The following is a 25,748-nucleotide window of genomic DNA, read 5'->3' as shown; positions in this document are numbered from 1 at the left end:
CCGGAGCATTGAATGCATACGATTATGTATTTAATGTTTTAAATGAAAAAATATTATTCTGGTACCTCAGATAAAAAATCAATCAGGATTCCATTGAAGACTTGAGGTTGATCAATCAAGGGCAGATGTCCGGCATTATCAATTAAACGTAATTGGGCATTTGGAATTAATTTAGCTGCTTCCTCCCCATATATAAAACTGAATAACCTATCTTGTTTCCCCCAAATGATAAGTGTTTCATTTCTTATTTGTCGTAATGATTCTTCGGGTATTTTTGACACTGCAGAGCCCCTACCTTGCCGGAATACATTTTTTCCTCCCGGGTCCTTAACGACGGCAACCGAATATCTGCTATGGTTCGGATCCCGATTTTCAGGATCGTGCAGAATATAATTTGAATTAAAGCGATTAGCTGCTGCTGATGGTAAATTATTCATCCAGATCAATCCGACAAAAGGCCAGAAAGAAACCTGCGCACCCAAACCCGCTGAGTCAACTAAGACAAGTCTTTTAACTTTCTTTGGGTAGTCAATGGCGAACTGGAGTGCTATTGCCCCTCCCTGGGAAAGTCCTATTATATGAGCCGCTGGGACGTCCAGTTGAGTAAGAAACCCGTTAAGCCACCTTGAGAAATAAGGGCGGTCATAAGACGCATCCGGTTTGTCCGACTCTCCGTATCCGACGACGTCAGGCGCAATCACACGAAACTTTTTAGCAATAGAAGCGATTGAAGGATACCAGGTAACCGCACCGGCTCCGGCACCATGCAGACAAATGACGGCATCACCAGCCCCGGCGGATAGATAAGCTGTTTTTACAGAATCAATGGTAACCTCACATTGCTCAACGCCGCATCCCATTTTATCTATCAGGGCCTTTCTATAAGCGTTCTTGTTTTTCAATTTTTATATAATTTTATTTATTAAGTACAAAACTCGCATCAAGAATAGATATTAATCAAGTATTTGGCTGACTGCGCTTATTCAGTCGCCGATTTCCCATTAGGCTTACCATACCGGATAAGGATTATCGCCAGGATGACAATCAATAGGCTTCCAACCTGCATAGGCGAAACATTTTCACCATACCATATTCCCCAAGCCAGAGAAATAAACGGTATCCCGTAACTGGCAGTGGCCGCAAATATCGAAGTTGTGCGTCTGGAGAGCTCATAAAATATGATCCATGCAAAAGCAGTACCCAAAATGCCTAGTGTCCCGGCAGCAATACATCCGCGGAAATAACTTCGGCCTGAAAGCGGCGAAGAAAAAAAAACCGACATACCTAACATAATGATGCTGGGAATGGCAACGGAAAACAGTGAAAAAGCGACAATTGCCAAGGAACTCAGTACTTTCAGTTGCCTGGCTATCAAGGTAATATTCACCGCGTAACATATGACTGCCATTACGATAAAACCACAGCCGAGTATTTGACTTTCTCCTGAACTTTTGCTGCTAAGAAAAAGAAGCAGTACGCCAATAAAACCGAGGATGATACCAACCACCTGGTATTTAAATATCCGGACGTTGAAAAAAAACCCACTGATCAAAATGGTAAATACCGGCGTCAGTGAGTTTAAGGTTCCTGCTAGCGTGCTGTCTATCTTTGTTTCTGCATAACAAAACAGCAGTGCAGGCACTAAAGTACCGACAATGCCGGAAAGAATGATGTAGCCCGTCAAATTTGCAGGAACACATTTCCACTGTCTATAAACGACTGGCAGTAAAACCGCTGCGGCTGTAATGATGCGTATCGCTGCAACCTGAAGTACAGTAAACAGCCGCGCCCCGTGACTGTCAAAAAGGGCGATCTTCATTAAGATAAATGAACTCCCCCAGATCAGAAAAATCAGGCAGAAAAGTGTCCAGTTAATAATATTTTTATTTTCAGCAGGCAACATACGTGGGCTAGCGGTGGTGTCAGGTAAAGTACAATAACGGCAGAGGCAAGTATTGCAGGGATTAATTGCCTAATTATAGTCAAGCATCTGTTTGACTATGAGCTGGAAAGGACTACCAAAAAGCTCACTGATACGTTTCAGACATGTTTCTATGGGATACTGCCCTTTCAGATCATAATTTACCTGCACTGCAGTTCCAAACCGGGCTACGGCGGCTTCTTCAGGAGGAGTCAGCAAATGGATCTCATCAACTTTGGAGGGGTCATTGTCGCCTGTACTGAGTATAGTAAGGCCGTATTTTGTTTGAACAGGAAGGCCGTCCGCAGTATACCCTTTGATAACTTTCGGAAATGAACGGCCATAAGTATCAAGTATGCTTACGAAAGCAAACTCATTCAGTCCGTTCTGAAGAAAAATTCCGAGTTTTCGGTTCTGGCTGCTAACCGGTTTAAGGGTGGCATTAAATTCGTCATCAAACTTTATGGCGATGCTCTGATGAGAAGTTAATATCTCCGGGTGAGGATAGTTGATTATGGCCGCAGCAGCCTGCATAGTTTCGCGGCCGAACATATCATTTATCACAGTAAGGCTCCCTTCCACCGCGTTTGAAACTCCCGCGGTGCTGTAAAGATTTCCACTATGCGCAACGTTAACCCCCTGGATCCACTGAGGTTTGCTGAAATACGAACTAACCATTGCAAAATCAGATGCATGACAGGTAATAGGTTTGCCATCGAACAATCCAGTTGCTGCGGCAGTTGATGCGCCGTCACATACGGCCAGAATCCTTGCGCTGCCGGTATAGTGATCCCTGATGAAAGAAACAACTGCCGGATCCTGCTTGTCATTACGCTTTGATAATGCGGGAATTACGATTACAGAGGCGGTTATTCCCAGGGAATCCACTTGCTTAAACGTAAGCTGGGGGCAGTACATAAAGGTCCTTTTTGATCAGTACAGGTGTATTTTCCTTTGAAACGATAAACACATTCATCCTTCCTGTTGAACTGAAGATGTAGAAAGGGGCAAGCATATCGAACATCTCTGTTGATCTGGGGTCTGCAATGATCAGTGCCGTCGGCTTGAACCGATGATAAGCCGGAAGTTTCGACGTATCATCTTTAACCATGGTGTTAGCCGGCTGGGCGGCGGCCTGGTGTGTGCCGGTAAAAATGAGCAGGGCGGCTGCTATATAGCAAGTCATTATTGCTGCTGTTCCTGAGTTATTTAACAATTTCATTTTGACTATAAATTATGAGTCAAATGTCCACCTTTTGACAGCCTTGAAAATGACAATCCCCCGTCAGATAAGGACGAAAAAGCATCCTCGACGGGAATCATTTTTTTAAAATCCGCTGTAACTGTCTCGCCGTTTTGAATCCGCATTTTGCAGCTATATATTCCATCGTGTAGTCCGGGTTATTCAGCATCGTACTGGCAAACTCCTTGCGAAGTGCCGTATGATACTCCAGAATTGTAGAACCGGTTTTTTCCTTAAACACCCTGCTCAGATTGCGGGGGCTCATATTCACCAGTGCCGCAAGCGTATCAATGTTATTTTCTTCTGAAAGGTTATCGATCAGGTAATCCTGGACTTCGTGTACCTGCGGGTTGATATGATTACGGTAATCAAGGTAAATGCTCTGCTGACGGTGCTTGCCGCTTCTCCTGTGGTAGACGACGAGGCCGCGCGCAACTTTATGTGTAAACAGCGGACCTTTAAGATCTTCTAGAATGGCGAGCGAAAGGTCTATCCCGGCGCTGATGCCGGCACTGGTATAAACATTATTGCTCTTTACAAACAGGATCTCACCAAGTACCCTTGCAGTCGGAAACTCTTTCTGCAGCGTTTCCACTCGTCTCCAATGCGTTGTACATTCCGTATTATGCAGCAGACCTGCACGGCCAAGAGCAAAGGCACCGTTGCATACTGAACAAACGGTTATTCTTTTATCAGAGCAGGCTTTAAGCCAGTTGAAAAAATGGCGTTCTCCATTGAAGGATATGCTGCTGACATAGTCAAAATCCATTCCGGGGACAAATATAAAATCGCCTTCCTTTAATGCGGCTTCTGAAAAATGAGTAATTTTACCGAACCCGAGTCCTGAGCTTGATACAGGATCAGCACCGAAAGTAAAATACTCAAGATCAATTTCGAAGCCGTAAAACCTGGCTTCTGTAAAAACCTGAACCGGACCGGCCAGGTCTAATATTTCGACATTCGGCGGTATGATAAAAGCGATTTTTCTCATGGTTGAAATTAAGATTATTTCACAAAATTAAGCTGATCACATCCAAAAACACAGACAAACACCTGTCGTAAACAGACAGGTGTTTTTTAATTCCGAAATACGGACAAGCAGTTAGTAATTCATCGTGATACCAGCGCCAAGACCCATATCACTGTCATAATGAGAAGAGATGCCAAAATATTTTGTAACGACATATTTAAGGCCTGCCATGTATTCTTTGTCCGTATTGACCATGAAATTAAACCGGAGCCTTTTTGAAACCGGCACATCTTCCCTCGCAAGCTGCAGTCTGATCTTTCCGTACGTGTCGAATCTTACATCACCTTTGACCAGTAACGGAAGTGTATATTCTATACCCGCACAAAACGCGCTGCGCCGGTCCACATCGCTGATTTGTCCAAATAAATTTTTTTCGTGTTTATCACCTCTGCGGTAGCGGAAATCCCAGCCTACGTAGGGCAGCAGCCACTGCATTTGTCCCAGATATTTTCCAAAGTGGCTTTCTGTTTCATAACCATCTTTATTGTTCAGTCCTATGCGCCATTCCGTTTGAAACTGATAGCGGGTATTTGCAAGCATTACTTCACCGTCGCTGCCTGTACTTTCCAATCCTACTTTAGACATCAGGTAGAATTTGCGGTCATCCGCATATATTTTACGGATTGCCGCTGCCGGATCAGGGATTTCAGGGTTTGCCGGGCTGTTCTCATAGCTGAAAATACGGCCCATTCCTGCCATCATATGATAAAGAATGTGGCAATGGAAGAACCAGTCGCCGCTCTCAGTCGCCGCAAATTCCAGTGTATCTGTTTCCATCGGCATGATATCGGTAACCGTCTTCAGCGGTGAACGGTCACCCTGTCCGTTGATCAGCCGGAAAAAATGGCCGTGCAAGTGCATGGGGTGCCGCATCATAGTCCCATTATACATAATAATCCGAATGTTCTCACCTTTTCTGATCAGGATCTTATCGGTTTCCGATACAGTCTTGTTATTGACCGACCACACATACCTGTTCATATTTCCTGTTAGGTTAAAGTGAAACTCCCTTACCGGAACGGCGGGAAGTCTTGTATCTTCAGTCGCCCGGAGCATGCTGTAATTCAGGGTTGTTATCTGCCGGCTGGTGTCAGCGGTCTCGGGATACATTACGGTATTCATATCCATTTGCTGAAGGCTCATACTCATGCCCATATCGTTCATATCGCCGTTCATCTTCATCATATCGTTCATCATCTTCATTCCCTCAAAATATTTTAGCTTTCCAAGCAGCCGGGCACTAACCTTTGGTCCGCTGCCGAGCCACAGTGAAGTGGATTTCGTACGGTCTTCGGCAGTAGCCAGAAACTCATAACTTTTACTATCCGGAATGGTTACAATGACATCATAGGTTTCGGATACACCTACGATCAGCCGGTCAACGTCTACCGGCTCAACATCCTTGCCGTCATTGGCCACAACGGTTATTTTACTGCCTGAGTACTGCAGCCAGAAATATGTAGAGGAACTACCATTAATCACCCGGAGCCTGACCTTATCACCGGATTTAAATTCCGGCGCAGATGCAGACGGTTTTCCGTTACTAAAGAAATGGTCATAATAAACATCGCTGACATCCATGGCAGCCATTCTTTTCCATTCATTAATGAGTTTAGTCTTAAAATGGCCGCTGCGAACAGCTTCAGCATAGCTTTGAGTACTGCCTTTACGTATTCCGTACCAGTCTGTAGCATTATGCAGGGATCTTTCCACCTGATCGGGATGCTCATCTGTCCAGTCACTGAGCAATAGCGTAAATTCCTTTGTCAGCGGTTCTTTCCTTTTGTGAATGACGATGGCACCATACATCCCACTTTGCTGCTGGTTCATCGTGTGAGAGTGATACCAGTAAGTGCCATTTTGCACGATCGGAAAAGTATAGTAATGCGTTTCGCCCATCAGAATCGGTGCAGTGGTCAGGTAAGAAACGCCGTCATACCGGTTTGGCAGTATCAGGCCGTGCCAGTGGATAGAAGTTTCCATCATCATCTGGTTATGGACATATATCTCAGCTGTATCTCCTTCTGTAAAGGTTAATGTCGGTGCAGGAATACTTCCATTGATCGCTACTGCCGGCCTTTTCTTTCCGGTATAATTTACCGTTGTATCGGTTATATACAGGTGATAGATCACGCGATTACCGACTTTCTGATAAAACGGCAGATGGCGTTCCGGTATCTGCATATTCATAACCATGCTTCCAGCCTCCGGCATCTGCTTTTCACCCGCTGAAGTTTGCTCTTTTGATGGTGATGGCTGCATGTTATTGCCATGCATGTTCATGCCGCCTTCCTGGCTAAAGGCAAGTGCCGGTAATAAAAGCCAGATTAAGAAAGAGAAGATAGTTTTCATCAGAATATGATTTTTTAGGGATTGATCGTTTCGGAGACTTTTCCGCAGGTGAGCATAGCGGTACCGTAATAAGGATTTTTTATCGCCGGATCAGCTGACAGCCAGTAACTTTTTTTCATCGGGCAGTATACACGATAGATTGGTTTGTCAGAAAGCGGCAGAGATTTGGCAAGGCTGTAGATGTCAGCGGATAAAGCAGCGAAACCTGCGCGCTGCCTGTTCAGGTCTTTTGTCAGGCCTACCGACTGGGCATCGGAGATAAGCCTGCTTACTATTATTTTAACACCTGCAGTTTTATCAGCCTGTGAAGTCTTTACTTCAAGATCTGCGGCTAATCCGGCAAGTACCGATGCTTTTTCTTCAGCTAGGCTGTTGTCGGACCTGACCAGTGCATTTTTTACCTCATAATATGCGTTGAGCAACTGAACCGTGCTAACGCCTGCTTTTTGCGCTTTTGCCTGGAACGAAGTAATAAGAATAATTGCTATAAGAGTTTGTAAAGTTTTCATAAAATCAATGGGTTAAAAGTAAATGGATTGAAAGCCATGGCGAGGACATAAAAACGTCAGATACAGACATCGTCATGACCGGTCTTTACATCAGAAAAAGCATTAAAGCGCTCATGGTGATCATTAGTGCATCCTCAAATATTGTCAGGGTACTCATTGGCAGGTTAAACACGGAACCGAGACAGGCACATTTAATTGCATGCTTGTTTAAAACACTTTTCAAAACGCCGGCGACGCTTACGGACAAGACCACAAGGCTGACCCAGTTTGATAAGACCGGAAGAAAATTAACGGCGAAGGTAATGCCAAGCAGCAATTCCAAAACAGCATACAAATAACCCCAGACCGGAAACTTCCGTGCTAAAAGATCATACATGCGGTAACTGTCTGCAAAGCCTCTCAGATCAAGGAGCTTAAAAAAAGAAAATGTGAGAAAGAATCCGGACATAAAGATCCGCATAGCCTTCAGCAGCTTAAAATGTTCCTGTTCAACAGAGAGCAGGACTGAAATAGCAGTTATATAAATAAAAATGAGGATGACCGGTTTATAGGTTTCAAACCAGCTTCTGCCGGCGGCCTCGTCCATTACCGAAATTGGCTGTGGTATATTTTCGTTGATTTCGTACCTCGGGTAATCACGGAATGCTGCTTTCAAGGTGTCGATGGAAACATGCGCAGTCATCGTTATGTGGGCCGTACCGGCTGGAAGGTCAATTTCCACCCCTTTGATGCCTGGAATGGCGTGCAGGATCTTTTCTACTTTGCCCTGACAGCCCTTACAGGTCATGCCGGAAATTTTATAAGTGTGTGTCATGATTCATTTTTTTTTATGACACAAAAATACCGGTGAGCCGGCCACCGGTATTTATACAATTCAGGGTAGTATTTATATCCTATTGCTGATCAGATCTGGTCAAGCGATTTGCGCAGATGGGTATGCTGATTTCTAAACTGGCTTGGCGTAAGTCCGGTAACTTTCTTGAACTGGGCGGATAAGTGCGCCACACTACTGTAGTTCAGTTTAAAGGAAATTTCGTTTAGGTTCATTTCCTTGTATGCCAGGAGTTCTTTCACTTTCTCTATTTTCTGTAGAATGACATACTGTTCTATAGTAATGCCTTCAGTTTCTGAAAAAAGCTTACTGAGTACCGAATATTCCCTGTGCAGCAAATCTGCAAGAACTTCGGAAAACAGGAATTTTTCATCCTCGCGGTAATGCACATGTTCAATGATGACAGATTTAATTTTATCGATTTGCTGCTTCAGGCTGTCATCAAGCAGCTCAAAACCCAGCTGTCTCAGTGCCGCGTCCAGCATATTAAACCGGGAGCTGTCTAAAGGTTCCTTCAGCAATACTTCGCCTAAACGAATGTAAACAGGGTCTGCCTGAATTTCATTCAGAATTTGTCCAACTGCATTGATGCAGCGGAGGCAAACCATATTTTTGATATAAAGGTTCATGGGTCAAATTTACAAAGATGAAACGGTCTTTTCCGCCCTGTAGTGAAGAATCACCAGGTAAATTCCCATTGTAAAATCTATCGTTAAGCAGAACAAGTCATAATGCGGCGGCATTAAGCCGGTATTGGGAAAAAGGTCAAACAACAGGTCCCAGATACCGTGTAGAAAATATCCCGAAGCAAGGATAAGCATGCTTCTCTGAGCACCATAGCAGGCAATCAGAAGGAAAATAACAGATTGAACCGTACAAATTGCCAGTAAAAGCGTATCGCTCCAGTTAAAACCCACATACAGGTATCCAATACCTGAAAGCACCAGGGCATAAACCAGCGACGTGCTGAACTGCTTCAGCAGATTAATGGTTAAAATGGCTGCAAGGCCGGTGACCATTCCTATAATAATTGCGTTCATGATATGTACAGCGAATAAGTTAATTTATACGTTTAAAAACCTCTGTCCTGCCGAATAGGGAAAGTCCTATATAACCGCGGATCTTCAGATAATCTCCGTTAAGTTTCATTTTGCAGTCATAGGTTTTACCGCTTTCCGGATCATATACTTTCCCCTGAGTATAACCTTCATCTTCATAAATAAAATTGCGTAACAGGTCGATCCCTAACACCTGCCTTGACCTTAAAGACGGATCAGGATTTTCAGTATCCTGCCTCGGGCTTGCAACCCAGATGGATTTACCAAAATAATGGCTACCTGTTTTGTAGATTTCTATTTTGGCATCTTTCTTTGGGGACCAGTATATCCCCAGGATTTTGTCAGCTGCCGCCTGGTAGGTCTGTGCGAACACCGTGCTGCTGCAGGTTATGGACAGCAAAAAAAATAAATTAAATTTTAATGTTTTCATGCTATTTAATTAGTAATTAAGTTCACTTCTGGCAAAAACCTTGCGAAATGCAAAGTGATAAATAACTGTATTACCGCCTGTTACGGGAAATGCATTGATGAATATCCAGCCATCGCGTCCCATAAAGTTCAGCGCATCAATGATGGTGTTGAACTTGCGCACATTGCCGGAATAGTTTTTCAGGCGGGTATCACGCCAGTAGCTTTTTTCTTCGCCAAAATCAATGTCAATGCTGACCTTATTGCTCAGAAATTTAGGTGTCGCTATAATCTGGCAGTATTGTTCAACTTTTGTGCTGTCGCTCTGTGCAAAAGAGGTTTTTGCGCCGATCAGTAAAAAGGCGATCATAATAATTTTTTTCATGATGTTATTCTGAGTTTGATTAATTATAGTCAAGGGTAAGCTTAACAGCGTTGTGGAACTTGGGTCCATAGACTTCTTTTATCCGCTTAAGGCATACTTCGATAGGGTAACTGCCTTTAAAATCATAGCGGATGATTTCAGCGCCTGCCGGTACTACGCCGTTTAAATCAGAGGCAGTGCCAATAATATGAATTTCATCAAGTTTGGTTTCGGACCTACCGCCTGTATGAACGAGTGTCAGGCCGTATTTTGTAGTAACCGTACTGTCGGACGTGGTTATAGCTGAAAACGAGCGCGGAAAAGTCCTTGCATAAGTATCGAGAACGCTTGCCATTTCGAATTCGTTAATTCCGTCGTCTATCACCAGGCCTATCTTTCTGTTTTTGCGAAAGATGACTTTATTAATGATGGTAAGATAATTGCCGAATTTAAGCGGGATGCTTTTGTGTGAAACACTTATACCGCTGTGAGGATAACTGATGCTGTCCGCAACCGCTTTCATGGTATTTTCACCGATCATATCCCTGATTATAGTCAACGCTCCTTCCACAGCATTGGATACTCCTGCAGTGCTGTACAGATTGGCGGTATGACTCACGTTCATATTTTGAACCCAAACCGGCTTTTTAAAATGATCCTTCATATGGTTGATATCGGACGCATGGCAGGTAATCGGCAGGCCGTCATAAAAACCTGTTGCTGCCGCCGTGGATGCACCGTCACACACGGAAAGCATACGGGTTGAATCTGTGAAATGGGCTTTGATAAAGGACATGACAACAGGATCCTGCTTCTCGTCCCGGGCTGAAGTTGCCGGTAATACAATTACATCCGCCGGTATTTTTAAGGAATCTATTTCCGCAAAAGTAAATTGGGGAAGAACAAAAAGATCTTTTTTTATACGGATCGGTAATTTTTCTTTTGCAACGATGAAAACATTCAACTTTCCTGTTAGATTAAACAAGGTGTAGGGTGCAAGCATGTCGAACATCTCAGTCACCTTATTATCTGCCACGATAATGACTGTTTTTCTGGAGCCGTCGTAGGAGGCAGGTCTTCTTTCAAATTTGTTGTCGCCGCTATATGGCGTGTACTGGGCAAAAGACAGCAATGGCTGTAGCAGTACAAATAAAATCCCACCTACCGCTAGTATGGCTGGTAGGGTGATCATCAGAATCTTTTTTAATTTTTTCATTGTGCTATAAATTATATTCACAAAAGTGCGCTCATTCTCGCCATCATTAGCGACAAGCACATGTCGGATACGGACAGAAACATTCTGCTTTTTCGCGAAGTATTCTTAGTTTTACTACAGCCTGAACTATTTTGCTACAGAGCTACCGGGGGGAAATCGATTGATCTTATTGATAATGATTGTTTGAAGCAGTTTAACTACAGCCTGAAAGCTGTCTTTGAGGAAGGCCGAAATATAATGTAGCATTTCCTTCAAGAAGGCTTTCCGGAAAACCGAATACAGCTTGGGCAGCTTTTGAGTTAACTGGCTGTCTTTTGACGTTGACCGCAAAGGCAAAGGTCAGGTCTAGACATGTATCATTTTAAGCGAAGGCCGGTGAGTGGGTGATGCGGGTTTGTGCAGCCAAATTAGTCTTTAACGGCTGGAAGTATATATTTGGTTAAAATAACGTATGGATTACTGTCCGCCTTATTATAATTTCCACCTGTAGTGATTAACAGCAAGTTAAGCGACCTGCAGACGAATATTGACTGTCCGCCGTTTCCCTTTGCTTCAGCGATATCGATCATGCGGTTGTTTAAGGAATAAGAAGATGTCCAGAACTGGAAACCATAACCACCGGCAGGGATGCCAAACCTACTGAGATCCGGACGCTTAACAGATGAGCTAAATGATTCCTTTACCCAAGCTGAGTCTAATATTTGTCTGCCCTTCCAGTTTCCGCTATCAAGATAAAGCATGCCAAACTTCAGCATGTCTCTTGACGTAAGCCGGAGTCCTGAGGCAGCTGCCGGAATATGTCTGAACGTTAGATTTGCCCATTCATATCGATCAATGCCGAGCGGCTTAAATAGGAACTTGTCCGCATATTTATCTATCGTCATCCCGCTTGTCCGGTAGATGATCTCTGCGAGCAGCTGAGTGTTGCCCGCGCTGTAATTCCATTCCGTTCCCGGAATGGCCGTAATGTCTCTGTGAAGAATGTATTTGACCGGGTTAAAAGATATATCCATCTGCGTCTCACTGTTAAAGAAACTGCCGTAACTCCCGATTTCCCTCCACTTCAAACCTGATGTCATTGTCAGCAGCTGTCTTACTGTTATCGTTCTCATAAGGCTGTCCTTTATTTCCGGAAAGTATCTTCCAATGGAGTCATCAATGCATTTTATGAGCTGCTGTTTCAACGCAATACCTACACAAGCAGGTACTACGCTTTTGGAAATGCTGCGGCAGTCGTGAAGTTGGTCCGCACTATGATCAATAAGCCCCAGTTTCTTTCCATGCTTCTGATCTTTCCCTGCAAAGTATTGTTCATATATGAGTTTGTCATTCTTAAAAATAAGCATACTGTGTACGTTTGAAATACTGTCGTTTAAAATGAGGCGGGTTACACGCCTTATAGCGGAAGAATCTATCCCCACATCAGCAGCATTTCCTGTGTAGAGGCTGTCAAAATTATACTGCGGTGCCGTGTAATGGTATTGAGTTGAACTTTTTGACGACTGGCCGCATGCTTGGATACCTGTAAAAAGCAAAGAAAGTAAGGTTGGAAAGATCAGTGAATTTTTCATAAAACGCATTAATTCTGCAAAAATGCTGCTAAAACCACCTACTGATGAGACAGGCAAGTGTCAGATGCAGACAAAACACATCTTCTGAAAATCAACGATACAATGAAGAATAGTTATTATGTTGACCTGTTTACTAGAGGTGATGCTAACTGTCCACAATAATCAGATCATAACCTAGGTTAGGGATGTCACCGATCTTTTCAGGTGCGAGGATATCCAGTTCCGGGAGATCCTCTTTACGATGATAAATACTGCCCTGCAGATCCGAATCGATTTAACCTAACCTTAGAAAGATTGATCCAGAAATCATATTTTAAAACAATACTTCAAAATCAGATATTGATTTATTGAGTTAAATTTTGAAAAACAAAAAAGTTTCATTGTTTCTAGAAACGAGTACTTGGCCATTGATATACAATATTATTAAGTTCATTACCATCGGTAAATAATACAATATTTGCGTTCATTTTAAGAGATTTTAGAAATGCTTCCTTTCAGCTCTTGCCGTGAGTTTAAAACTCGTGGCAGATATGGTGTAACCTTCAACTTACATTTTTGGAGCAACAGCCATTACGATTTAAACTTAATCCGAATGTCGCTTTACTGGATGAGGTTACTTAAAAAAGATTTGTATATTTGTTGAGGTTTGCAATTAACCCTAAAAACTGGTGAGTAGCTGGTGAGTCAATTATCAGCTTCCTATTAAAATACTGTTATTCAGCGGAATAAGCGTTAGGTTCGAATCCCTAGCTCTCCGCTGATAACCTATCAAACAATTCAAAAACGCCTTAAATGCATCATTTAAGGCGTTTTTTGTTTTAAGACCTACCCAAAATATTCAATAAATCGCATTCTTCTGGTGACCTATTGGTGACCTGTAACGCATCTAGACCATCAGGTCACCAGAAAGCTTATAAAGTGCTATAAATCAAGATGTTCAGTATTTAAACATCTTGATTTATAGCTTAGGAAGTAACTAATTTTATCCACTTTAAAGCGACCTATTATGAACAAATCTTTTTCTCTGCTCTTTTACGTAAAGAGTTCGAAGATCAGTGCCGACGGCACCGCCCCTATTTATTTACGCATCACCATTGATGGACAACGCATCGAAATCTCCTCTAAACGGCAGGTCATTCCATCCAAATGGAGTACCGCCGCACAAAAATTAACCGGCTCAGGTGAGCATACCCGTTCGCTTAATGATTACCTGAAAACATTGGAGCACCAGGTTTATGAGGCGCATCAGTCGATGATAAACAAAAAAATGCCGCTAACTGCGACCAACCTTAAGAGCGTATTGCTTGGCAAAGAAAATGTCTTACGGGAAAAAATGCTCGTGCCCATATTCGAACAGCACAATGCCGAAGTAAAGGCGCTGCTCGGTAAAGAATTTTCAAAAGGCACCTATGACCGATACCAGACCAGCTTAAAGCATACCAAAGATTTCCTGATGTGGAAATATAAACTAAGCGATATCGCCATTATCAGCATAGATCATGAATTCGTTATGGCTTATGATTTCTACCTGCGGTCAGAACGAAATTGCAATAATAACTCGACCGTCAAGTACTTGAAGAACTTCAAAAAGATCATTTTGATCTGTTTGGCGAACGGCTGGCTGGATAAAGACCCCTTCAGCAAATACAAACCAAAAGTAAAAGAAGTCAAAAGAGATTTCCTGAATGCGGAAGAACTGGCCCGTATGGCCGGTAAGCAGCTGGTTAGCGACCGCATAGCGCAGGTGCGCGACATCTTTCTGTTCAGCTGTTACACCGGCCTTGCCTATGCGGATGTTAAAAAACTCAGGCGTTCAGAGATCGTTATAGGTGTTGACGGCAAAGAATGGATTTCCACTAGCAGGCAGAAAACAGATACTGCGTCTAATATTCCCCTACTCCCTCCGGCCATCCAGTTGATGAATAGATACAAAGATCATCCGCAATGTTCAAATGACGGTTTACTCCTACCTGTACTGAGCAATCAAAAAATGAACAGCTACCTCAAAGAAATAGCCGATGCCTGTGGAATAACTAAGGAGCTTACCTATCATATCGCAAGACACACTTTCGCAACAACGGTTACCCTCGCTAACGGCGTATCGATCGAAAGCGTATCCAAAATGCTCGGGCATACCAATATCAAAACCACGCAACATTATGCCAAGATATTAGATATGAAAGTCAGCCAGGATATGGCCAGCCTCACCCAAAAATTAGCGTCAATATAAAAACAATCACAACATGAAAAACCATCAACAAACCATAGACGAGCACTTAACGACTAAGATCTATTTCCTCAGAGGCCAGAACGTGATGCTGGACAGTGACCTTGCCGAGCTTTACGGAATAGAAACCAAAGTACTTAATCAAGCCGTCAACCGGAATATCGACAGATTCCCTTCGGATTTTATGTTTCAATTGTCGGATGAAGAATGGTCAAACTTGAGGTCACAAATTGTGACCTCAAGTTCAGGCGGCAGAAGATACGCACCGAAAGTATTTACCGAACATGGCGTACTAATGCTTTCCAGTGTCCTTAACAGCCCCAAAGCCATACAGGTCAATATACAGATCGTTAGAATATTCAGCCGCTTACGCCATTTCATCAACAGCAATACTGAAATACAACTGGAAATAGAACAGATCAAAAAAGAGTTAAACAGCCAGGGAAAAAACATAGCGGTAGTTTTTGATTACCTCGATGAACTGGCCAGGTGGCTTCCTAAGAAAGAACATGAACCAAGAAAACGTTTGGGTTATAAGCCTGATGACCTTTAGGACGTAAAAGTTTGCTATATGCGCGCAATGCTCCATTGCAATGCGTAAACAACTAAAAGCGGCAAGCAGCAAAATTGTCAAGGCCGGGCCACCGTTGAAAGGCGGACCAAACGGCCCGCTTTGTGTAGCCTTTACAATTTTGCTGCGGTGCTAATTTTGTAGCAGCAGTGCATTGGAGATTTAAGATTACCTGCTGTTGTTAGGGCAGCGAACATCAGCCAACCGGACCGAGGCTGGCAGCGTAATGAAACCCGGAGCCAAGCGCGTGGTGGAATGAAGCCTGCCTGCCGCAGGTGCTGACGGCAAAATCAGGATTCGTCTGCTTTCCGGTGGTATGGGCGTCCATTAACATTTTTTACCATCTATCACCTTTAAACAGATCAGCTTTGCTTTTGCGATCAACAATTCGACCTTATATTGCGCTGAGATCACCAGATCGGCTTCTGGGTTAAACGCCTCTTTATACCTTGCTTCCCCGTATGCAGCAGAGAGCAACGAAAATACTTTTGACTTATCCGAGTCCTGCGGATCAAATATCTCCATCAGCTCATCTGTAAAAAGCAGCGTCAGTTTTAACAACCTTGTCAAACTATGTACCGATTGCCGGTAACCGAATATCACTTTGATCAAACCGATCAAGGTGCATTCTGCTGCCTGGTGTAACATGAATATCCCCAGCTGGTAGTTCTTCTTTTCAATATAATAAACTGCTCCGCCGAAAAAATCATATCCAAGTTTGCCCCATCTTTCCCATTGGGCTAACACAGCTGAGTATTCTTCTTTGTCTGTTACGGCCAGAGGTTCCGGCAATTTAACGCCATCACCTTTGTAAAGGCAGATGCCTTTCTCCAAAGACGCCTTCCAGAAACGCCCTCCTTTCTTTAAACCCTTAACCGCACTTTGCATCTTGTGCACGATCGCATAAACAGCGACCAGGCGACGGCAATTGTCCTCTATCTTATTGACGATAGAATGCTCCGGCATTTTCTCTGCATCGTCTACCAAAATGAGCAGATAAAAAGTAAATGGATCTTGGTAAGAACCCAAATAATTGATCATCCGCACTGACGGCATTTCTTTCCGGATCAAAGCGACCACTTCATCCAGGCCCATTTGCTCCGCAGGTGAAATCTTTGGCGCAAAAGGTTTGATCCCTCCATCCCGCGCTACACTGTCAGCCAAACCAGCCTTTAGACTATCTATATTCTCCTCATTTTTTGCAATTTCACCATAAGGTGATTTGATTTGCATTTCGTTTCTTTCAACTTCATGTTTCGGCTCCGGTTCCCCTGTAAATTTCGGACAATCTGATTCGGCCTGTAGGATCATCCAGGCGGCGGAGCCAAGCCTTTGCATGTTCGCGTAAACCGCCTCGATCTCTCCCGCGGTCATACTTTCATCTATAGGGTTCTTATAAAGCGCAGCATGCAGCCATTCTTTCAGGTAAACACGGTATTGGGCAAGGCTATACTTCCGGAATATCTTTTTCAGCGCCCGGTAAGGATTGCTCAGTTCCTTTGCAGATAAATTGTTCGGAAAGTAAGACCACTCCTTTCGGGCCGTTTCTAAGGCTTCCGCAGATAATAGTGCCGTATTACGTAACCAATATTGGGAACACGCCGCAAAAAGCAGGTAACAGGCCTCCAACAGCCTCAAATGTTCATCACTGATAAATAGTAAGTTACCCGGTCCGTGAGGGTGCCGGTAATGCTTATGGGAGATCACGTAGCTACGCCACTCTATTAATTCCCTGCTCCGATCTTCCGGCAGGGTACCGTCGAAATAGTTCGATACCACTCCAAACGGGTGCTGTACCTCCTCAAAACTCAGGAATTTCGGGTACTCATCCCATGGAAATAATTTGTCACCATACATAAGAAATCCATTTTGTTCCGGTTTCCATTAACCGGTAAAACAAAAGACGGATGATGTGCAGCGGTACCGAACCCAAACCATGAGTAAAATACTCATATGCCCGGGTATTTTACCCATTTTGATAATTGTTGTTAACTTGCATTTTATTATCCTTGTCTCAGACAAATAATTATATTTGATACCATGGAAACAGCCAACCCTAATAAACAACACATCGGCAGAAAGATCAGTAAGATCAGAGAACTGAGAGGCATCAAGCAAGAAGCATTTGCGACTGAACTGGGCTTAAGCCAACAAACCGTTTCGCGCTTAGAGCAAAGTGAAGAAATCGAAGACGATCTATTGGAAAAAATCGCCGTTGTTCTTGGTGTCACTCCAGAAGGACTCAAGAATTTTAGTGAAGAAGCAGTTTTTAATATTATTTCAAATACTTTCCATAATTCCAGCAGTGACAGTTCGACCTTAATTGCCAGTTCATTAAACTATCAACCTACATTTAATACTATCGAAAAGATAGTAGATCTTTATGAACGCCTATTAGCAAGCGAACGTGAAAAAAACGAGCTTCTTAGGAATAAGTAGTCGAGATGGCTATTTACTACGTAAGGAACTTATCTTCACTCCTCCTTTTATGAAGTAAAGCGGTATCATCCGATTAACAAAAATTACGATGCCAGTGATCCAATACAATAATTTCTTGCCCATCATTGAGTAGCTGTTTATAATCCTAAGCCTCCGCTATTTCTACGCCGCTTTTTCTTTCTTGTTCTTTTCAACCCGTCCGGCACAGGTGCATTGTAATCGCCGTCATCATTGAACAGTGTTTTTAACAGGCCTTGACCATGCTCGGCGTTCTTATTTAGATTTAACACCGCTTCAAACTTCATTTGCTCTTTAACATCCTGCTTTTGTTCATAAGAACCATGTTTAAGGGTATTGGCATATCTGAATGATTCTTCGATCCCCCGTTCATAACCAAACATTGTGTCAAACAAGCTTTCTGCCGCATGCTTAAAAGCAACTCTGTCAAATTGCCCTACTTTCTCACTGTGTGCCGCATTGGCCCCTTTAGAGTTATTCAAAGGGCTCAACTTGATACTATTACTGGCATCCTTACGGCTGACAATAACTTGCATATGCAGTTGTTCACCCGGTTTTATGTCACCTTTCCTGGCCAAATCTTTCCGAACCTCCAGGTCTTTGAAGGTATAATACCGGTGATATTCCAGCTTTCCGAAATAAATAAGGTCTTTATTCCCGTTCACGCCTTTGCGTTTAAAGTTTTTAGCGTAAACATCCATCACCGCGTTTGCATATGCCTTTAAATATGCCTTTGTTTGCTCCTCGCCGAAACGCCCTTTCAAAAAAAGCAATTCTTTACTGCTGGGGCTCATATTCACCAGGAAGAACTTGGCATCTTCTTTTGAAAGCTTCGCTACGTTGCCATCAATACATCGCCGCACATCATATGGCTGGATGCTATCACTGGTATGGTTAAACCAATATTCCGGCGTTCGAAGGTTGTTATGTTGCCCTTCTGGAATCCGGTTCTCTTTTTCAAGGTAAGCGACCAATTGGCTACTGCTGCCTTTATTGTTGCCTGTTTCGCTTTTGGTAATATTCACATGCATGATCGCTGTACCTGGTTGCCTTCAAAGATTATTTACCTGTTGTCTTACATTTTGAATAAGGGCGTCCTTATCAGTCTGTTTGGTCATCATACCCATTTGCTCCCTGGCACTGATATAGTATTCCAGTATTGCTGAAACCTTTTCCTTTAATTTCTTCCTCTCCAGTTGTGCCTGATCCGCTCTTTTTAAGTATTCGAGTATCCGGCCAGTACTCACCGACTGGTTCTGACAGGTGTCACGGAGATCTTCATTATGGGTAATAATCTCGCTTTGGAAATACTGCAAAATTTTTGCGAGTCCGGCCAATAAGTGTTCCACATCTTTTTTGATCGGGATAAGCAGTTCCTGCTCCTGCGTCCGGATAAAAGCTACGATATTATCGGTCTTTTTATTCAAAGCGTTCTTTAAGAGCTCATCACTCAGATCTCTTGGGTCTTTCTTGTTCTTATAAAAATAGTCCGTCATATGGATAAAGCAGCCTAGCTTAGTTAGGCCGCATTTATTAGCGACCGCCTGCAATCTCTCATCTGTCTTTACCGGGAACCGGATCGTTTTGATATTCTCATCTTTTGCCATTGTTATCCATTATTATTGACGCTTATTTGCCATCCAGCGGGCCAGCATACCCGGCTGCCCGCCTTCGGGTGATACGAGGGCTGGTAGCGGATATAACCAAACTCATGTAGATCCTTAATGCATTTGTGGTAAGTAGCGATCGACGCGATCCGGCTATAAGCCATCACCGACCTCCTGGTGATCGCAAAAGAGCTGGCATAACCACAACGCTGCCAGTGGACAAACAAGCCCGTGAACATGCTAATATGCGAAGCATTCAGCCGCTCATCTCTACTGCTGAGCCGAAGCAGCCGGCCATAGCCTGCAAGTTGGTGCGTAGTCAGATTGGCATTCATTGCATCCCTCCTTCCAGCAGCTTGTGGATATCCTCCATCTTATAATACATCGTACTGCCCACGCGGGTAAAACGCAGCGTACCATTGACCCGCAGATTCTGCAATGTTCCCGGAGAGATCTTCAACAGCTTCCTGACCTCATTGCTTTTTAACCATTTTTTGGACTGGCCAGTAACATCAAAGGGCACGATCTTCTTGATCTCTTCTAAAAGTTCTGTTTTGAATTCTTTCAGGTCATCTCTTGTGATCAGCTCTACATTCATCATTCCTCCTTTTTTTAATTAGGACAAAGCTGAGTAACCTGAACAGGTTAAATTCACCACTTGAAAAAGGTGGGGATATTTTTATTTGGAGCCTGCCGATGTTACAAAAGGTTACTGGTATACCTTTGAGTATACTATTTTCTACTATTTCGGTATTGGGCGGGGGGTAAGTATACTCATCGTATACGCAAATCTGCGTTGCCCCGCAGGGCAAGCGGAAAAAGTCGGGCTTGCCCGACTTCCGCTTGCTCCCCCCGCTTTCGCGGAAGGACGCAGCTTGAGCAACAGCATTTTGAACTTACCCCGGACGAACAGGTTTCTTTAAAAGGCTATATGCATTCGGGAGTCGAAAGCAGTATAGTAAAAGGTATCCTGAACAGGCCGAAGATTAAAGGGATGGATGCCACTTCCAATATCTATAAATTCGCCGGATTATATCTGGCTGATAGCGCAGGCTTAAAAACGGCGATGGATCTAAAGTTCAAACAGAGTGACCTGAAGCAAAAGTATTTTATCGCCAGGTTGGACCCTAGGTATGAAGAAGTGCTGGCGGCCGAACTTAAAACCCACTCTTCAGAACCGATTTTAACTGCATTAAGCAGATCACTGGCGTTGACATACTGGAAGAAAAAGACTTGAATGAGGCAATCCTGCAACCATCAAAAATGGATGCCGATGTCCAGTTACAGATCCTTTTGGAGGATTTCTTGCAAGAGCTGGTATTTAAGCCATTCGATAGGAGAAGTCTCAAGTTTATTATTGTTTCTTAAAGCTGGATCATCTGCAAATAAAATCACAAGTTCAGCTATTAAAATAGAAAAATGCTTGTTGATTTCTTTTAAAAGTCCGAAGTCAACGTCTTTATCAGCGACTAATCGAAACTCATGAACGATCTTATTACGGCAAGAGTAAATCGCTGCTCCCACAGAAGATGTATCCTTATAATCTGATGCAAAATGTTTTAAAAAATGTTTTAAAGCGATTACCAAATCAGTTGTAGAACTTAATCCTTTTTGTAAATAATCTTCAAAAAGACGTGTTATCCGGTAGTCCATATTGGCAATTGACTCAATCCTTTTTTTTATTTCATGGGGCGCTAAAGTTCGCTCCTTAGCAGCAGAGAATAATTTTAGGATTTCAAAATCATAAACTTTATCAATCAATAATTCAATTACTTGAAACAATAAATAGAATTGAACTAAAGGATGGTTTTGCTTTTTTAGGTAAGTTCTAAATAATTCCTTAGCAAATTTATCATGTTCAAGCTGGTCGGATATCTTTTGAATAACGATATTAGTTATGATCGGAGGCTCAATTAAATTCTCGATTGCGGAGTCGAAGTCTCCTTGTAGTGGGCAAAAATAATACCCATAGATGTAAAAAGACTGGAGATAATTATCAATTTCAAACTCTGGAATATCCTTTACAGTTGCGTTACTTATCGTAAAGATTACCATTTCTGCCGGATAAATATTCTCAAGTGTCAGAATTCCATCCGGTTTTATATCTTCTACATAAACAACTGTTTCCTCGAAAAGGTGACCTCGCAATAGTTTTTCAAATGTTACAAAGCTATATCTTAAAAAATGCTCGTTGTTTGCCTCATTGTGCTCAGTTGAAATTAGCGCTTGGATTGTAAATATCCACCCAATACGCTTCGGCTTGTCTTTGTTGCTTTTTTTGAGATTAACCTGGAAAATGTTATTTTCTTTGTTAAATATAGAACTGCTAAAACCTATGCAATTGAAGTCTTGTATTTTGTAACCATCATAATAAGGCAACGGAAAATTTACCGTGTAGTTAATTAGTTGGTCTTCAGATGATTCTAATAAAAAATAACTTCCATCTTCGTCTTGAAAAAATTGAACTCTGTCCAACAGCAATTCTCTTTTACTCTGTCTGGAACGTAGTTTTAACATGACTAGTTATTCTGCCTGTAACGTTTAAAGGCACTTTCTATAGATTTGTCAATTGATAGATAAGAATCTCCTTCTGGATTAAAAAGTTCTCTGAAAAAATAATAGAAATATTCACGTTGCGCATTTCCAATTTTTGCAGCATTTACTTTCAGATCGTCTAATTTTGATAATAAATAATAGATCACACTACCTGCGTTATAATCAAAGTTGATTCGTTCAATGTCTGTTTTTACCTTTGTGAAATCAGATAATTCGCGATCTTTTAAAAATGCTATACCAGCTCCTAGGCCTGTCATAATTTGAGATTTGCTGAAGATTGATAACGCATCCCGCCCAAATGGGGCTGAATTTAAAACATATTCAGACTCCCCATCTCTGTATTGCCATCCTTCTAATAAAAACATCATACGGCTAAGAAACGAATGAAATAATTCCAAATACCCCTTGAATATGTCGGCACCTTGGTTTTCTTTTGAAAGTTTTTCCAAGCTTTTGATATTTTCCAGAACATCACCGCGATCAAAAGTAAGGTAGTCACGCATTAAATAAGATGTTAACCCTTCAATAACATCCTTAAATGAGTACCGCCCGAACCCTTTTGAGCCAGAGTCAATTTCTCGAATCAGTCGAATGCCATTGGTAGGTTGCTTTAAATAGTCCGAATAAAGGATTTCAATTTGGTGTCGAATGGACATGGGCGTTTGCCCAGTGTTTAGTGTCAACATCCTATATAAAATGCCAATTTTATTTATTCCAAAATAGATTTCTACCCTAATTTTATAGTTTAAATATTTATTAAGTGCCAGAGGATCATTTTCTTTTTGTAGTTCATCGTTTGCATCAATAATATTATTTGTGCGTTGAAGACCATCTAAAATAAGTGCTTCTTTAATGTTATTTTCTATGTAATTTTTATAAATAGTTTTTTCATTTTCCGAATTCCTTTCTGTTAATGGATCATTATTTAAAGCGAGTACAATAGGGGGTATTATGCAACCTTGCTTCAAATCATCTCTTAATAAACTATAAACAGTTCCGGAGGATTTAACAGTTTTACGCTGAAAAGGATTGTTATTGATCATGGAATCAGCACTTTTTAAATACTCCTCAATTGTGAACTCGGCGAGTACATTTGCGGCATTAATTCTATGGTCGACAAGTACTGATATAATGTCCATAACTAAATGAATACTTAGGTGTTTGCTACATTTCAAATAACCTCCAGCAAGTTTACGAAAATATACTATATAAAAGTAGTGACTAATGGTTACCACCTTAAAGACTCCACATATAGTTCAACTTTCAATTATAGACTATAATTTAAAGAATTGGCAATACAGGAGATGCTTACTTGAGTGAATTTGCAATATCGAAATTTAAGTAATTTACTATTGAATTTAGTGTACATTAGGCGTGGCAACGCTTATCAAATAATATTATTTATCTTATCAACCTTGATCACCGCCATTGAATGTTGAATAAAAAACTTCTGTCAGAAAGAGATATTTGCACCAAGTACATTACACCAGCCATCCTCTCTGCGGGTTGGAATGTTGACTTGCAAATGCGTGAAGAGGTGTCATTTACCGATGGCCGTATTTACGTTAAAGGCAAATTAACCGCACGTGGCGAGCGTAAACAGGCAGACTACATCCTATACTACAAGACCAATATCCCAATTGCGATAATTGAGGCAAAAGACAATAATCATAACGTCGGCGACGGAATACAACAAGCGATCAAGTATGGCAAGATCCTGGATGTCCCTTTTATTTTCAGCAGCAATGGTGACGGGTTTTTGTTTCATGACAGAACTCTGCTCAGTGGTCAGGCCGAAAGTGATCTGCAAATGGATGAGTTCCCTTCACCCGAACGACTCTGGGCGTGGTACCAGACTTATAAGGGTATTGAAACCACCAGGGCCTCGAAGATCGTCAGCCAAGATTATTATACCGATGTTTCGGGCAGAAGCCCGCGGTATTACCAGCAAATTGCGATAAACAGAACAATTGAAGCCATAGCCAGAGGCCAAAACCGATTGCTTTTGGTGATGGCTACAGGAACAGGTAAGACTTACACCGCTTTTCAGATCATCCACCGCTTATGGAAAAGCGGGGCCAAAAAGCGGATTCTTTTTCTTGCGGACAGGAATTCACTGCTGGATCAGACAAAGGTCGGTGATTTTCGCCATTTCGGCGATAAAATGACCATTGTTAAAAAGCGGCAGGTCGATAAGTCCTTCGAAATTTACCTGGCGCTTTACCAGGGTATCTCCGGTAATGAAGAAGAGAAAAATGTATATAAACAGTTCTCGACGGGCTTTTTTGACCTGATCATTATTGACGAGTGTCACCGGGGTAGCGCTAACGAAGACAGTGCCTGGCGGGAAATATTGACCTATTTTAAAACATCAGCACATATAGGCTTAACGGCTACGCCAAAAGAAACCTCTGAAACCTCCAATATCGAATATTTCGGTGAACCGGTTTATACCTATTCGCTCAAACAAGGTATAGCCGATGGCTTCCTTGCGCCATATCGCGTCGTACGGATTGGATTGGATATCGACCTTGAAGGCTGGCGGCCACCGAAAGGCTTCCTGGATAAGTTTGGTAACGAAGTCGAGGACAGGATCTACAACCGCTCAGATTTTGAAAAGAATATTGTTGTAGAAGAGCGTCGTAAACTTGTTGCCGGAAAGATAACCGAGTTCTTGAAAGGAACTGACCGTTATTCCAAATCAATCGTATTCTGTATCGACATAGAGCATGCATCGGGCATGCGGTCTGAACTTTCCAGGCAAAATTCCGACCTGGTAGCTCAGAATGACAAGTATGTCATGCAAATTACCGGGGATAACGACGAGGGCAAAAGGGAATTGAGCAATTTTATCAATCCCGAAGAAAGGTATCCCGTCATAGCAACCACATCCAAACTCATGACCACCGGTGTTGATGCGCAGACTTGTAAGGTCATTGTTCTGGACAGCAATATTCAGTCGATGACGGAGTTTAAACAAATTATTGGTCGGGGGACTCGGATTAATGAAGATTTTGGCAAATTGTATTTTACGATTCTCGATTTTAGAAATGTTTCTGATAAGTTTGCCGATCCTGATTTTGACGGTGATCCGGTAATGGTAAAAGTAGTTAATGAAAACGTAAGTATTGAGACGATTGAGCAGGAGGAGGAAGCAGATCCAGCCCCGGTTATCGATGAACTTTCGGGCGAGGAATTAGATATGGGACAATCAGTTTTAATGGCGCCGTCTGTTCCTTACTATACAAAAAAGGAAAAGCGGGAAAAGATCTTTATCAATGGCATAGATGTTTCCGTTTTGATACAAAGGGAAATGTATTTTGATCATGATGGTAAACCCATCACAGTTAGTCTGAAAGAGTACTCGCGTGATAAGATAAAAAATCAATATAAAACCCTGGAGGAATTTTTGGGCACCTGGAATGATGCGGAACGAAAATCTGTTTTAGTGAAGGAGCTGGAAGAGCAGGGACTTTTAGTGGAGGAGTTAAAGGAAGCTGTAGATCGGGAACTTGACATATTTGATTTGATCTGCCATACCGCTTTTGATGCCCCGCCGCTGACCCGCAAGGAAAGGGCTAACAATGTTAAGAAAAGAGACTATTTTAATAAATACGGCGACCAGGCCAGGAATGTGTTAAATGCATTACTGGATAAATATGCAGACGAGGGACTGGAAAATATTGAAACCACACAAATCCTTTCGCTTGATCCATTGAGCAGTTTGGGAACGCCATTTGAAATTATCGGCTTTTTTGGCAGTAAGGATAGTTACTTGAAAGCCATTAAAGATTTGCAAAACCAATTATATACTAATACAGCTTAA

General features: G+C 42.3%; 26 protein-coding genes. 5 read left to right on the top strand and 21 right to left on the bottom strand.

The window, feature by feature from the left end; genetic code table 11:
* Positions 1 to 53 precede the first annotated feature (53 nt).
* The 14 genes from FFF34_002705 to FFF34_002640 form a co-directional block, all read right to left on the bottom strand.
* Positions 54 to 860: an alpha/beta hydrolase gene (locus FFF34_002705; protein TSD67943.1), complete on the bottom strand. Its 807-nt coding sequence runs from the start codon at positions 858 to 860 to the stop codon at positions 54 to 56.
* Positions 861 to 979: 119 nt separating this feature from the next.
* Positions 980 to 1,903 carry a DMT family transporter gene (locus FFF34_002700; GenBank protein TSD66329.1) on the bottom strand — a complete coding sequence of 308 codons (924 nt, stop codon included), beginning with the start codon at positions 1,901 to 1,903 and terminating at the stop codon, positions 980 to 982.
* Between the two features lie 69 nt (positions 1,904 to 1,972).
* Positions 1,973 to 2,839 (bottom strand): hypothetical protein, encoded by an 867-nt coding sequence (locus FFF34_002695; GenBank protein TSD66328.1) that lies wholly within the window; start codon positions 2,837 to 2,839, stop codon positions 1,973 to 1,975.
* Entirely contained in the window at positions 2,814 to 3,143 is a 330-nt protein-coding gene (locus tag FFF34_002690) for a hypothetical protein (GenBank protein ID TSD66327.1), read from the bottom strand. Before FFF34_002690 ends, FFF34_002695 begins: the two co-directional genes overlap by 26 nt.
* Positions 3,144 to 3,240: 97 nt before the next feature.
* Positions 3,241 to 4,155, bottom strand: coding sequence for a helix-turn-helix domain-containing protein (locus tag FFF34_002685; protein ID TSD66326.1), 915 nt, complete (start codon positions 4,153 to 4,155; stop codon positions 3,241 to 3,243).
* A 111-nt stretch (positions 4,156 to 4,266) separates the two neighbouring features.
* The gene (locus tag FFF34_002680; protein TSD67942.1) at positions 4,267 to 6,390 is read right to left on the bottom strand and encodes a copper oxidase; all 2,124 of its coding nucleotides are present in this window, start codon (positions 6,388 to 6,390) and stop codon (positions 4,267 to 4,269) included.
* A gap of 170 nt (positions 6,391 to 6,560) precedes the next feature.
* Positions 6,561 to 7,055, bottom strand: coding sequence for a DUF3347 domain-containing protein (locus FFF34_002675; protein ID TSD66325.1), 495 nt, complete (start codon positions 7,053 to 7,055; stop codon positions 6,561 to 6,563).
* Positions 7,056 to 7,140: 85 nt separating this feature from the next.
* Positions 7,141 to 7,869 carry a heavy-metal-associated domain-containing protein gene (locus FFF34_002670; GenBank protein TSD66324.1) on the bottom strand — a complete coding sequence of 243 codons (729 nt, stop codon included), beginning with the start codon at positions 7,867 to 7,869 and terminating at the stop codon, positions 7,141 to 7,143.
* 89 nt (positions 7,870 to 7,958) lie between these two features.
* A complete protein-coding gene (locus FFF34_002665; GenBank protein ID TSD66323.1) occupies positions 7,959 to 8,516 on the bottom strand; it encodes a helix-turn-helix transcriptional regulator in 558 nt (185 codons plus the stop codon).
* Between the two features lie 9 nt (positions 8,517 to 8,525).
* Positions 8,526 to 8,927, bottom strand: coding sequence for a hypothetical protein (locus FFF34_002660; protein TSD66322.1), 402 nt, complete (start codon positions 8,925 to 8,927; stop codon positions 8,526 to 8,528).
* Positions 8,928 to 8,946: 19 nt separating this feature from the next.
* On the bottom strand, positions 8,947 to 9,375 hold the full coding sequence (locus FFF34_002655; GenBank protein ID TSD66321.1) for a DUF2147 domain-containing protein: 429 nt from the start codon (positions 9,373 to 9,375) through the stop codon (positions 8,947 to 8,949).
* Between the two features lie 9 nt (positions 9,376 to 9,384).
* Complete coding sequence (locus tag FFF34_002650) at positions 9,385 to 9,738, bottom strand: hypothetical protein (GenBank protein ID TSD66320.1); 354 nt, start codon at positions 9,736 to 9,738, stop codon at positions 9,385 to 9,387.
* 19 nt (positions 9,739 to 9,757) lie between these two features.
* A complete protein-coding gene (locus tag FFF34_002645; protein ID TSD66319.1) occupies positions 9,758 to 10,933 on the bottom strand; it encodes a hypothetical protein in 1,176 nt (391 codons plus the stop codon).
* Positions 10,934 to 11,340: 407 nt separating this feature from the next.
* Entirely contained in the window at positions 11,341 to 12,561 is a 1,221-nt protein-coding gene (locus tag FFF34_002640; protein ID TSD66318.1) for a serine hydrolase, read from the bottom strand.
* Positions 12,562 to 13,510: 949 nt separating this feature from the next.
* Here FFF34_002640 and FFF34_002635 point away from each other — a divergent pair.
* Both FFF34_002635 and FFF34_002630 read left to right on the top strand, forming a co-directional pair.
* Positions 13,511 to 14,734, top strand: a complete 1,224-nt coding sequence (locus FFF34_002635; protein TSD66317.1) for a site-specific integrase — start codon at positions 13,511 to 13,513, stop codon at positions 14,732 to 14,734.
* A 13-nt stretch (positions 14,735 to 14,747) separates the two neighbouring features.
* Positions 14,748 to 15,284 (top strand): ORF6N domain-containing protein, encoded by a 537-nt coding sequence (locus tag FFF34_002630; protein TSD66316.1) that lies wholly within the window; start codon positions 14,748 to 14,750, stop codon positions 15,282 to 15,284.
* 345 nt (positions 15,285 to 15,629) lie between these two features.
* Here FFF34_002630 and FFF34_002625 read toward each other — a convergent pair whose 3' ends face one another.
* Positions 15,630 to 17,159, bottom strand: a complete 1,530-nt coding sequence (locus tag FFF34_002625; GenBank protein TSD66315.1) for a HEPN domain-containing protein — start codon at positions 17,157 to 17,159, stop codon at positions 15,630 to 15,632.
* Between the two features lie 183 nt (positions 17,160 to 17,342).
* Here FFF34_002625 and FFF34_002620 point away from each other — a divergent pair, with 183 nt between their 5' ends.
* Positions 17,343 to 17,741, top strand: coding sequence for a helix-turn-helix transcriptional regulator (locus FFF34_002620; GenBank protein TSD66314.1), 399 nt, complete (start codon positions 17,343 to 17,345; stop codon positions 17,739 to 17,741).
* A 137-nt stretch (positions 17,742 to 17,878) separates the two neighbouring features.
* Here the strand turns inward: FFF34_002620 and FFF34_002615 are convergent, their stop codons facing one another.
* From FFF34_002615 to FFF34_002600, 4 genes are read right to left on the bottom strand one after another with little or no spacing between them, the layout of a single operon-like run.
* Positions 17,879 to 18,790, bottom strand: a complete 912-nt coding sequence (locus FFF34_002615) for a molybdopterin-guanine dinucleotide biosynthesis protein MobB (GenBank protein TSD66313.1) — start codon at positions 18,788 to 18,790, stop codon at positions 17,879 to 17,881.
* A gap of 21 nt (positions 18,791 to 18,811) precedes the next feature.
* Positions 18,812 to 19,366, bottom strand: coding sequence for a hypothetical protein (locus tag FFF34_002610; GenBank protein TSD66312.1), 555 nt, complete (start codon positions 19,364 to 19,366; stop codon positions 18,812 to 18,814).
* Between the two features lie 2 nt (positions 19,367 to 19,368).
* Positions 19,369 to 19,701, bottom strand: coding sequence for a hypothetical protein (locus FFF34_002605; protein TSD66311.1), 333 nt, complete (start codon positions 19,699 to 19,701; stop codon positions 19,369 to 19,371).
* On the bottom strand, positions 19,698 to 19,964 hold the full coding sequence (locus FFF34_002600; GenBank protein ID TSD67941.1) for a helix-turn-helix domain-containing protein: 267 nt from the start codon (positions 19,962 to 19,964) through the stop codon (positions 19,698 to 19,700). The genes FFF34_002605 and FFF34_002600 overlap by 4 nt, the downstream gene beginning before the upstream one ends.
* 198 nt (positions 19,965 to 20,162) lie before the next feature.
* Here FFF34_002600 and FFF34_002595 point away from each other — a divergent pair, with 198 nt between their 5' ends.
* The gene (locus FFF34_002595; GenBank protein ID TSD66310.1) at positions 20,163 to 20,603 is read left to right on the top strand and encodes a hypothetical protein; all 441 of its coding nucleotides are present in this window, start codon (positions 20,163 to 20,165) and stop codon (positions 20,601 to 20,603) included.
* A gap of 44 nt (positions 20,604 to 20,647) precedes the next feature.
* On the opposite strand, the gene FFF34_002590 is transcribed toward FFF34_002595, so the two are convergent.
* Both FFF34_002590 and FFF34_002585 read right to left on the bottom strand, forming a co-directional pair.
* Positions 20,648 to 21,883 carry a hypothetical protein gene (locus FFF34_002590; GenBank protein ID TSD66309.1) on the bottom strand — a complete coding sequence of 412 codons (1,236 nt, stop codon included), beginning with the start codon at positions 21,881 to 21,883 and terminating at the stop codon, positions 20,648 to 20,650.
* A gap of 2 nt (positions 21,884 to 21,885) precedes the next feature.
* Positions 21,886 to 23,061 (bottom strand): hypothetical protein, encoded by a 1,176-nt coding sequence (locus tag FFF34_002585; GenBank protein ID TSD66308.1) that lies wholly within the window; start codon positions 23,059 to 23,061, stop codon positions 21,886 to 21,888.
* A gap of 293 nt (positions 23,062 to 23,354) precedes the next feature.
* On the opposite strand from FFF34_002585, the gene FFF34_002580 reads away from it, so the two are divergent.
* Complete coding sequence (locus tag FFF34_002580) at positions 23,355 to 25,748, top strand: DEAD/DEAH box helicase (GenBank protein TSD66307.1); 2,394 nt, start codon at positions 23,355 to 23,357, stop codon at positions 25,746 to 25,748.

Origin of the sequence: Inquilinus sp. KBS0705, from assembly GCA_005938025.2 — a bacterium.
Classification (GTDB): domain Bacteria; phylum Bacteroidota; class Bacteroidia; order Sphingobacteriales; family Sphingobacteriaceae; genus Mucilaginibacter.
This window is presented reverse-complemented; position numbering and strand designations above follow the sequence as displayed.

Excerpts from the sequence above, each read along its gene's own strand:
- FFF34_002705 (TSD67943.1), bottom strand. The coding sequence starts at position 860 with ATGGGATGCGGCGTTGAGCAATGTGAGGTTACCATTGATTCTGTAAAA.
- FFF34_002700 (TSD66329.1), bottom strand. The coding sequence starts at position 1,903 with ATGTTGCCTGCTGAAAATAAAAATATTATTAACTGGACACTTTTCTGC.
- FFF34_002695 (TSD66328.1), bottom strand. The coding sequence starts at position 2,839 with ATGTACTGCCCCCAGCTTACGTTTAAGCAAGTGGATTCCCTGGGAATA.
- FFF34_002690 (TSD66327.1), bottom strand. The coding sequence starts at position 3,143 with ATGAAATTGTTAAATAACTCAGGAACAGCAGCAATAATGACTTGCTAT.
- FFF34_002685 (TSD66326.1), bottom strand. The coding sequence starts at position 4,155 with ATGAGAAAAATCGCTTTTATCATACCGCCGAATGTCGAAATATTAGAC.
- FFF34_002680 (TSD67942.1), bottom strand. The coding sequence starts at position 6,390 with ATGGTTATGAATATGCAGATACCGGAACGCCATCTGCCGTTTTATCAG.
- FFF34_002675 (TSD66325.1), bottom strand. The coding sequence starts at position 7,055 with ATGAAAACTTTACAAACTCTTATAGCAATTATTCTTATTACTTCGTTC.
- FFF34_002670 (TSD66324.1), bottom strand. The coding sequence starts at position 7,869 with ATGACACACACTTATAAAATTTCCGGCATGACCTGTAAGGGCTGTCAG.
- FFF34_002665 (TSD66323.1), bottom strand. The coding sequence starts at position 8,516 with ATGAACCTTTATATCAAAAATATGGTTTGCCTCCGCTGCATCAATGCA.
- FFF34_002660 (TSD66322.1), bottom strand. The coding sequence starts at position 8,927 with ATGAACGCAATTATTATAGGAATGGTCACCGGCCTTGCAGCCATTTTA.
- FFF34_002655 (TSD66321.1), bottom strand. The coding sequence starts at position 9,375 with ATGAAAACATTAAAATTTAATTTATTTTTTTTGCTGTCCATAACCTGC.
- FFF34_002650 (TSD66320.1), bottom strand. The coding sequence starts at position 9,738 with ATGAAAAAAATTATTATGATCGCCTTTTTACTGATCGGCGCAAAAACC.
- FFF34_002645 (TSD66319.1), bottom strand. The coding sequence starts at position 10,933 with ATGAAAAAATTAAAAAAGATTCTGATGATCACCCTACCAGCCATACTA.
- FFF34_002635 (TSD66317.1), top strand. The coding sequence starts at position 13,511 with ATGAACAAATCTTTTTCTCTGCTCTTTTACGTAAAGAGTTCGAAGATC.
- FFF34_002630 (TSD66316.1), top strand. The coding sequence starts at position 14,748 with ATGAAAAACCATCAACAAACCATAGACGAGCACTTAACGACTAAGATC.
- FFF34_002625 (TSD66315.1), bottom strand. The coding sequence starts at position 17,159 with ATGTATGGTGACAAATTATTTCCATGGGATGAGTACCCGAAATTCCTG.
- FFF34_002620 (TSD66314.1), top strand. The coding sequence starts at position 17,343 with ATGGAAACAGCCAACCCTAATAAACAACACATCGGCAGAAAGATCAGT.
- FFF34_002615 (TSD66313.1), bottom strand. The coding sequence starts at position 18,790 with ATGCATGTGAATATTACCAAAAGCGAAACAGGCAACAATAAAGGCAGC.
- FFF34_002610 (TSD66312.1), bottom strand. The coding sequence starts at position 19,366 with ATGGCAAAAGATGAGAATATCAAAACGATCCGGTTCCCGGTAAAGACA.
- FFF34_002605 (TSD66311.1), bottom strand. The coding sequence starts at position 19,701 with ATGAATGCCAATCTGACTACGCACCAACTTGCAGGCTATGGCCGGCTG.
- FFF34_002600 (TSD67941.1), bottom strand. The coding sequence starts at position 19,964 with ATGAATGTAGAGCTGATCACAAGAGATGACCTGAAAGAATTCAAAACA.
- FFF34_002590 (TSD66309.1), bottom strand. The coding sequence starts at position 21,883 with ATGTTAAAACTACGTTCCAGACAGAGTAAAAGAGAATTGCTGTTGGAC.
- FFF34_002585 (TSD66308.1), bottom strand. The coding sequence starts at position 23,061 with ATGGACATTATATCAGTACTTGTCGACCATAGAATTAATGCCGCAAAT.
- FFF34_002580 (TSD66307.1), top strand. The coding sequence starts at position 23,355 with ATGTTGAATAAAAAACTTCTGTCAGAAAGAGATATTTGCACCAAGTAC.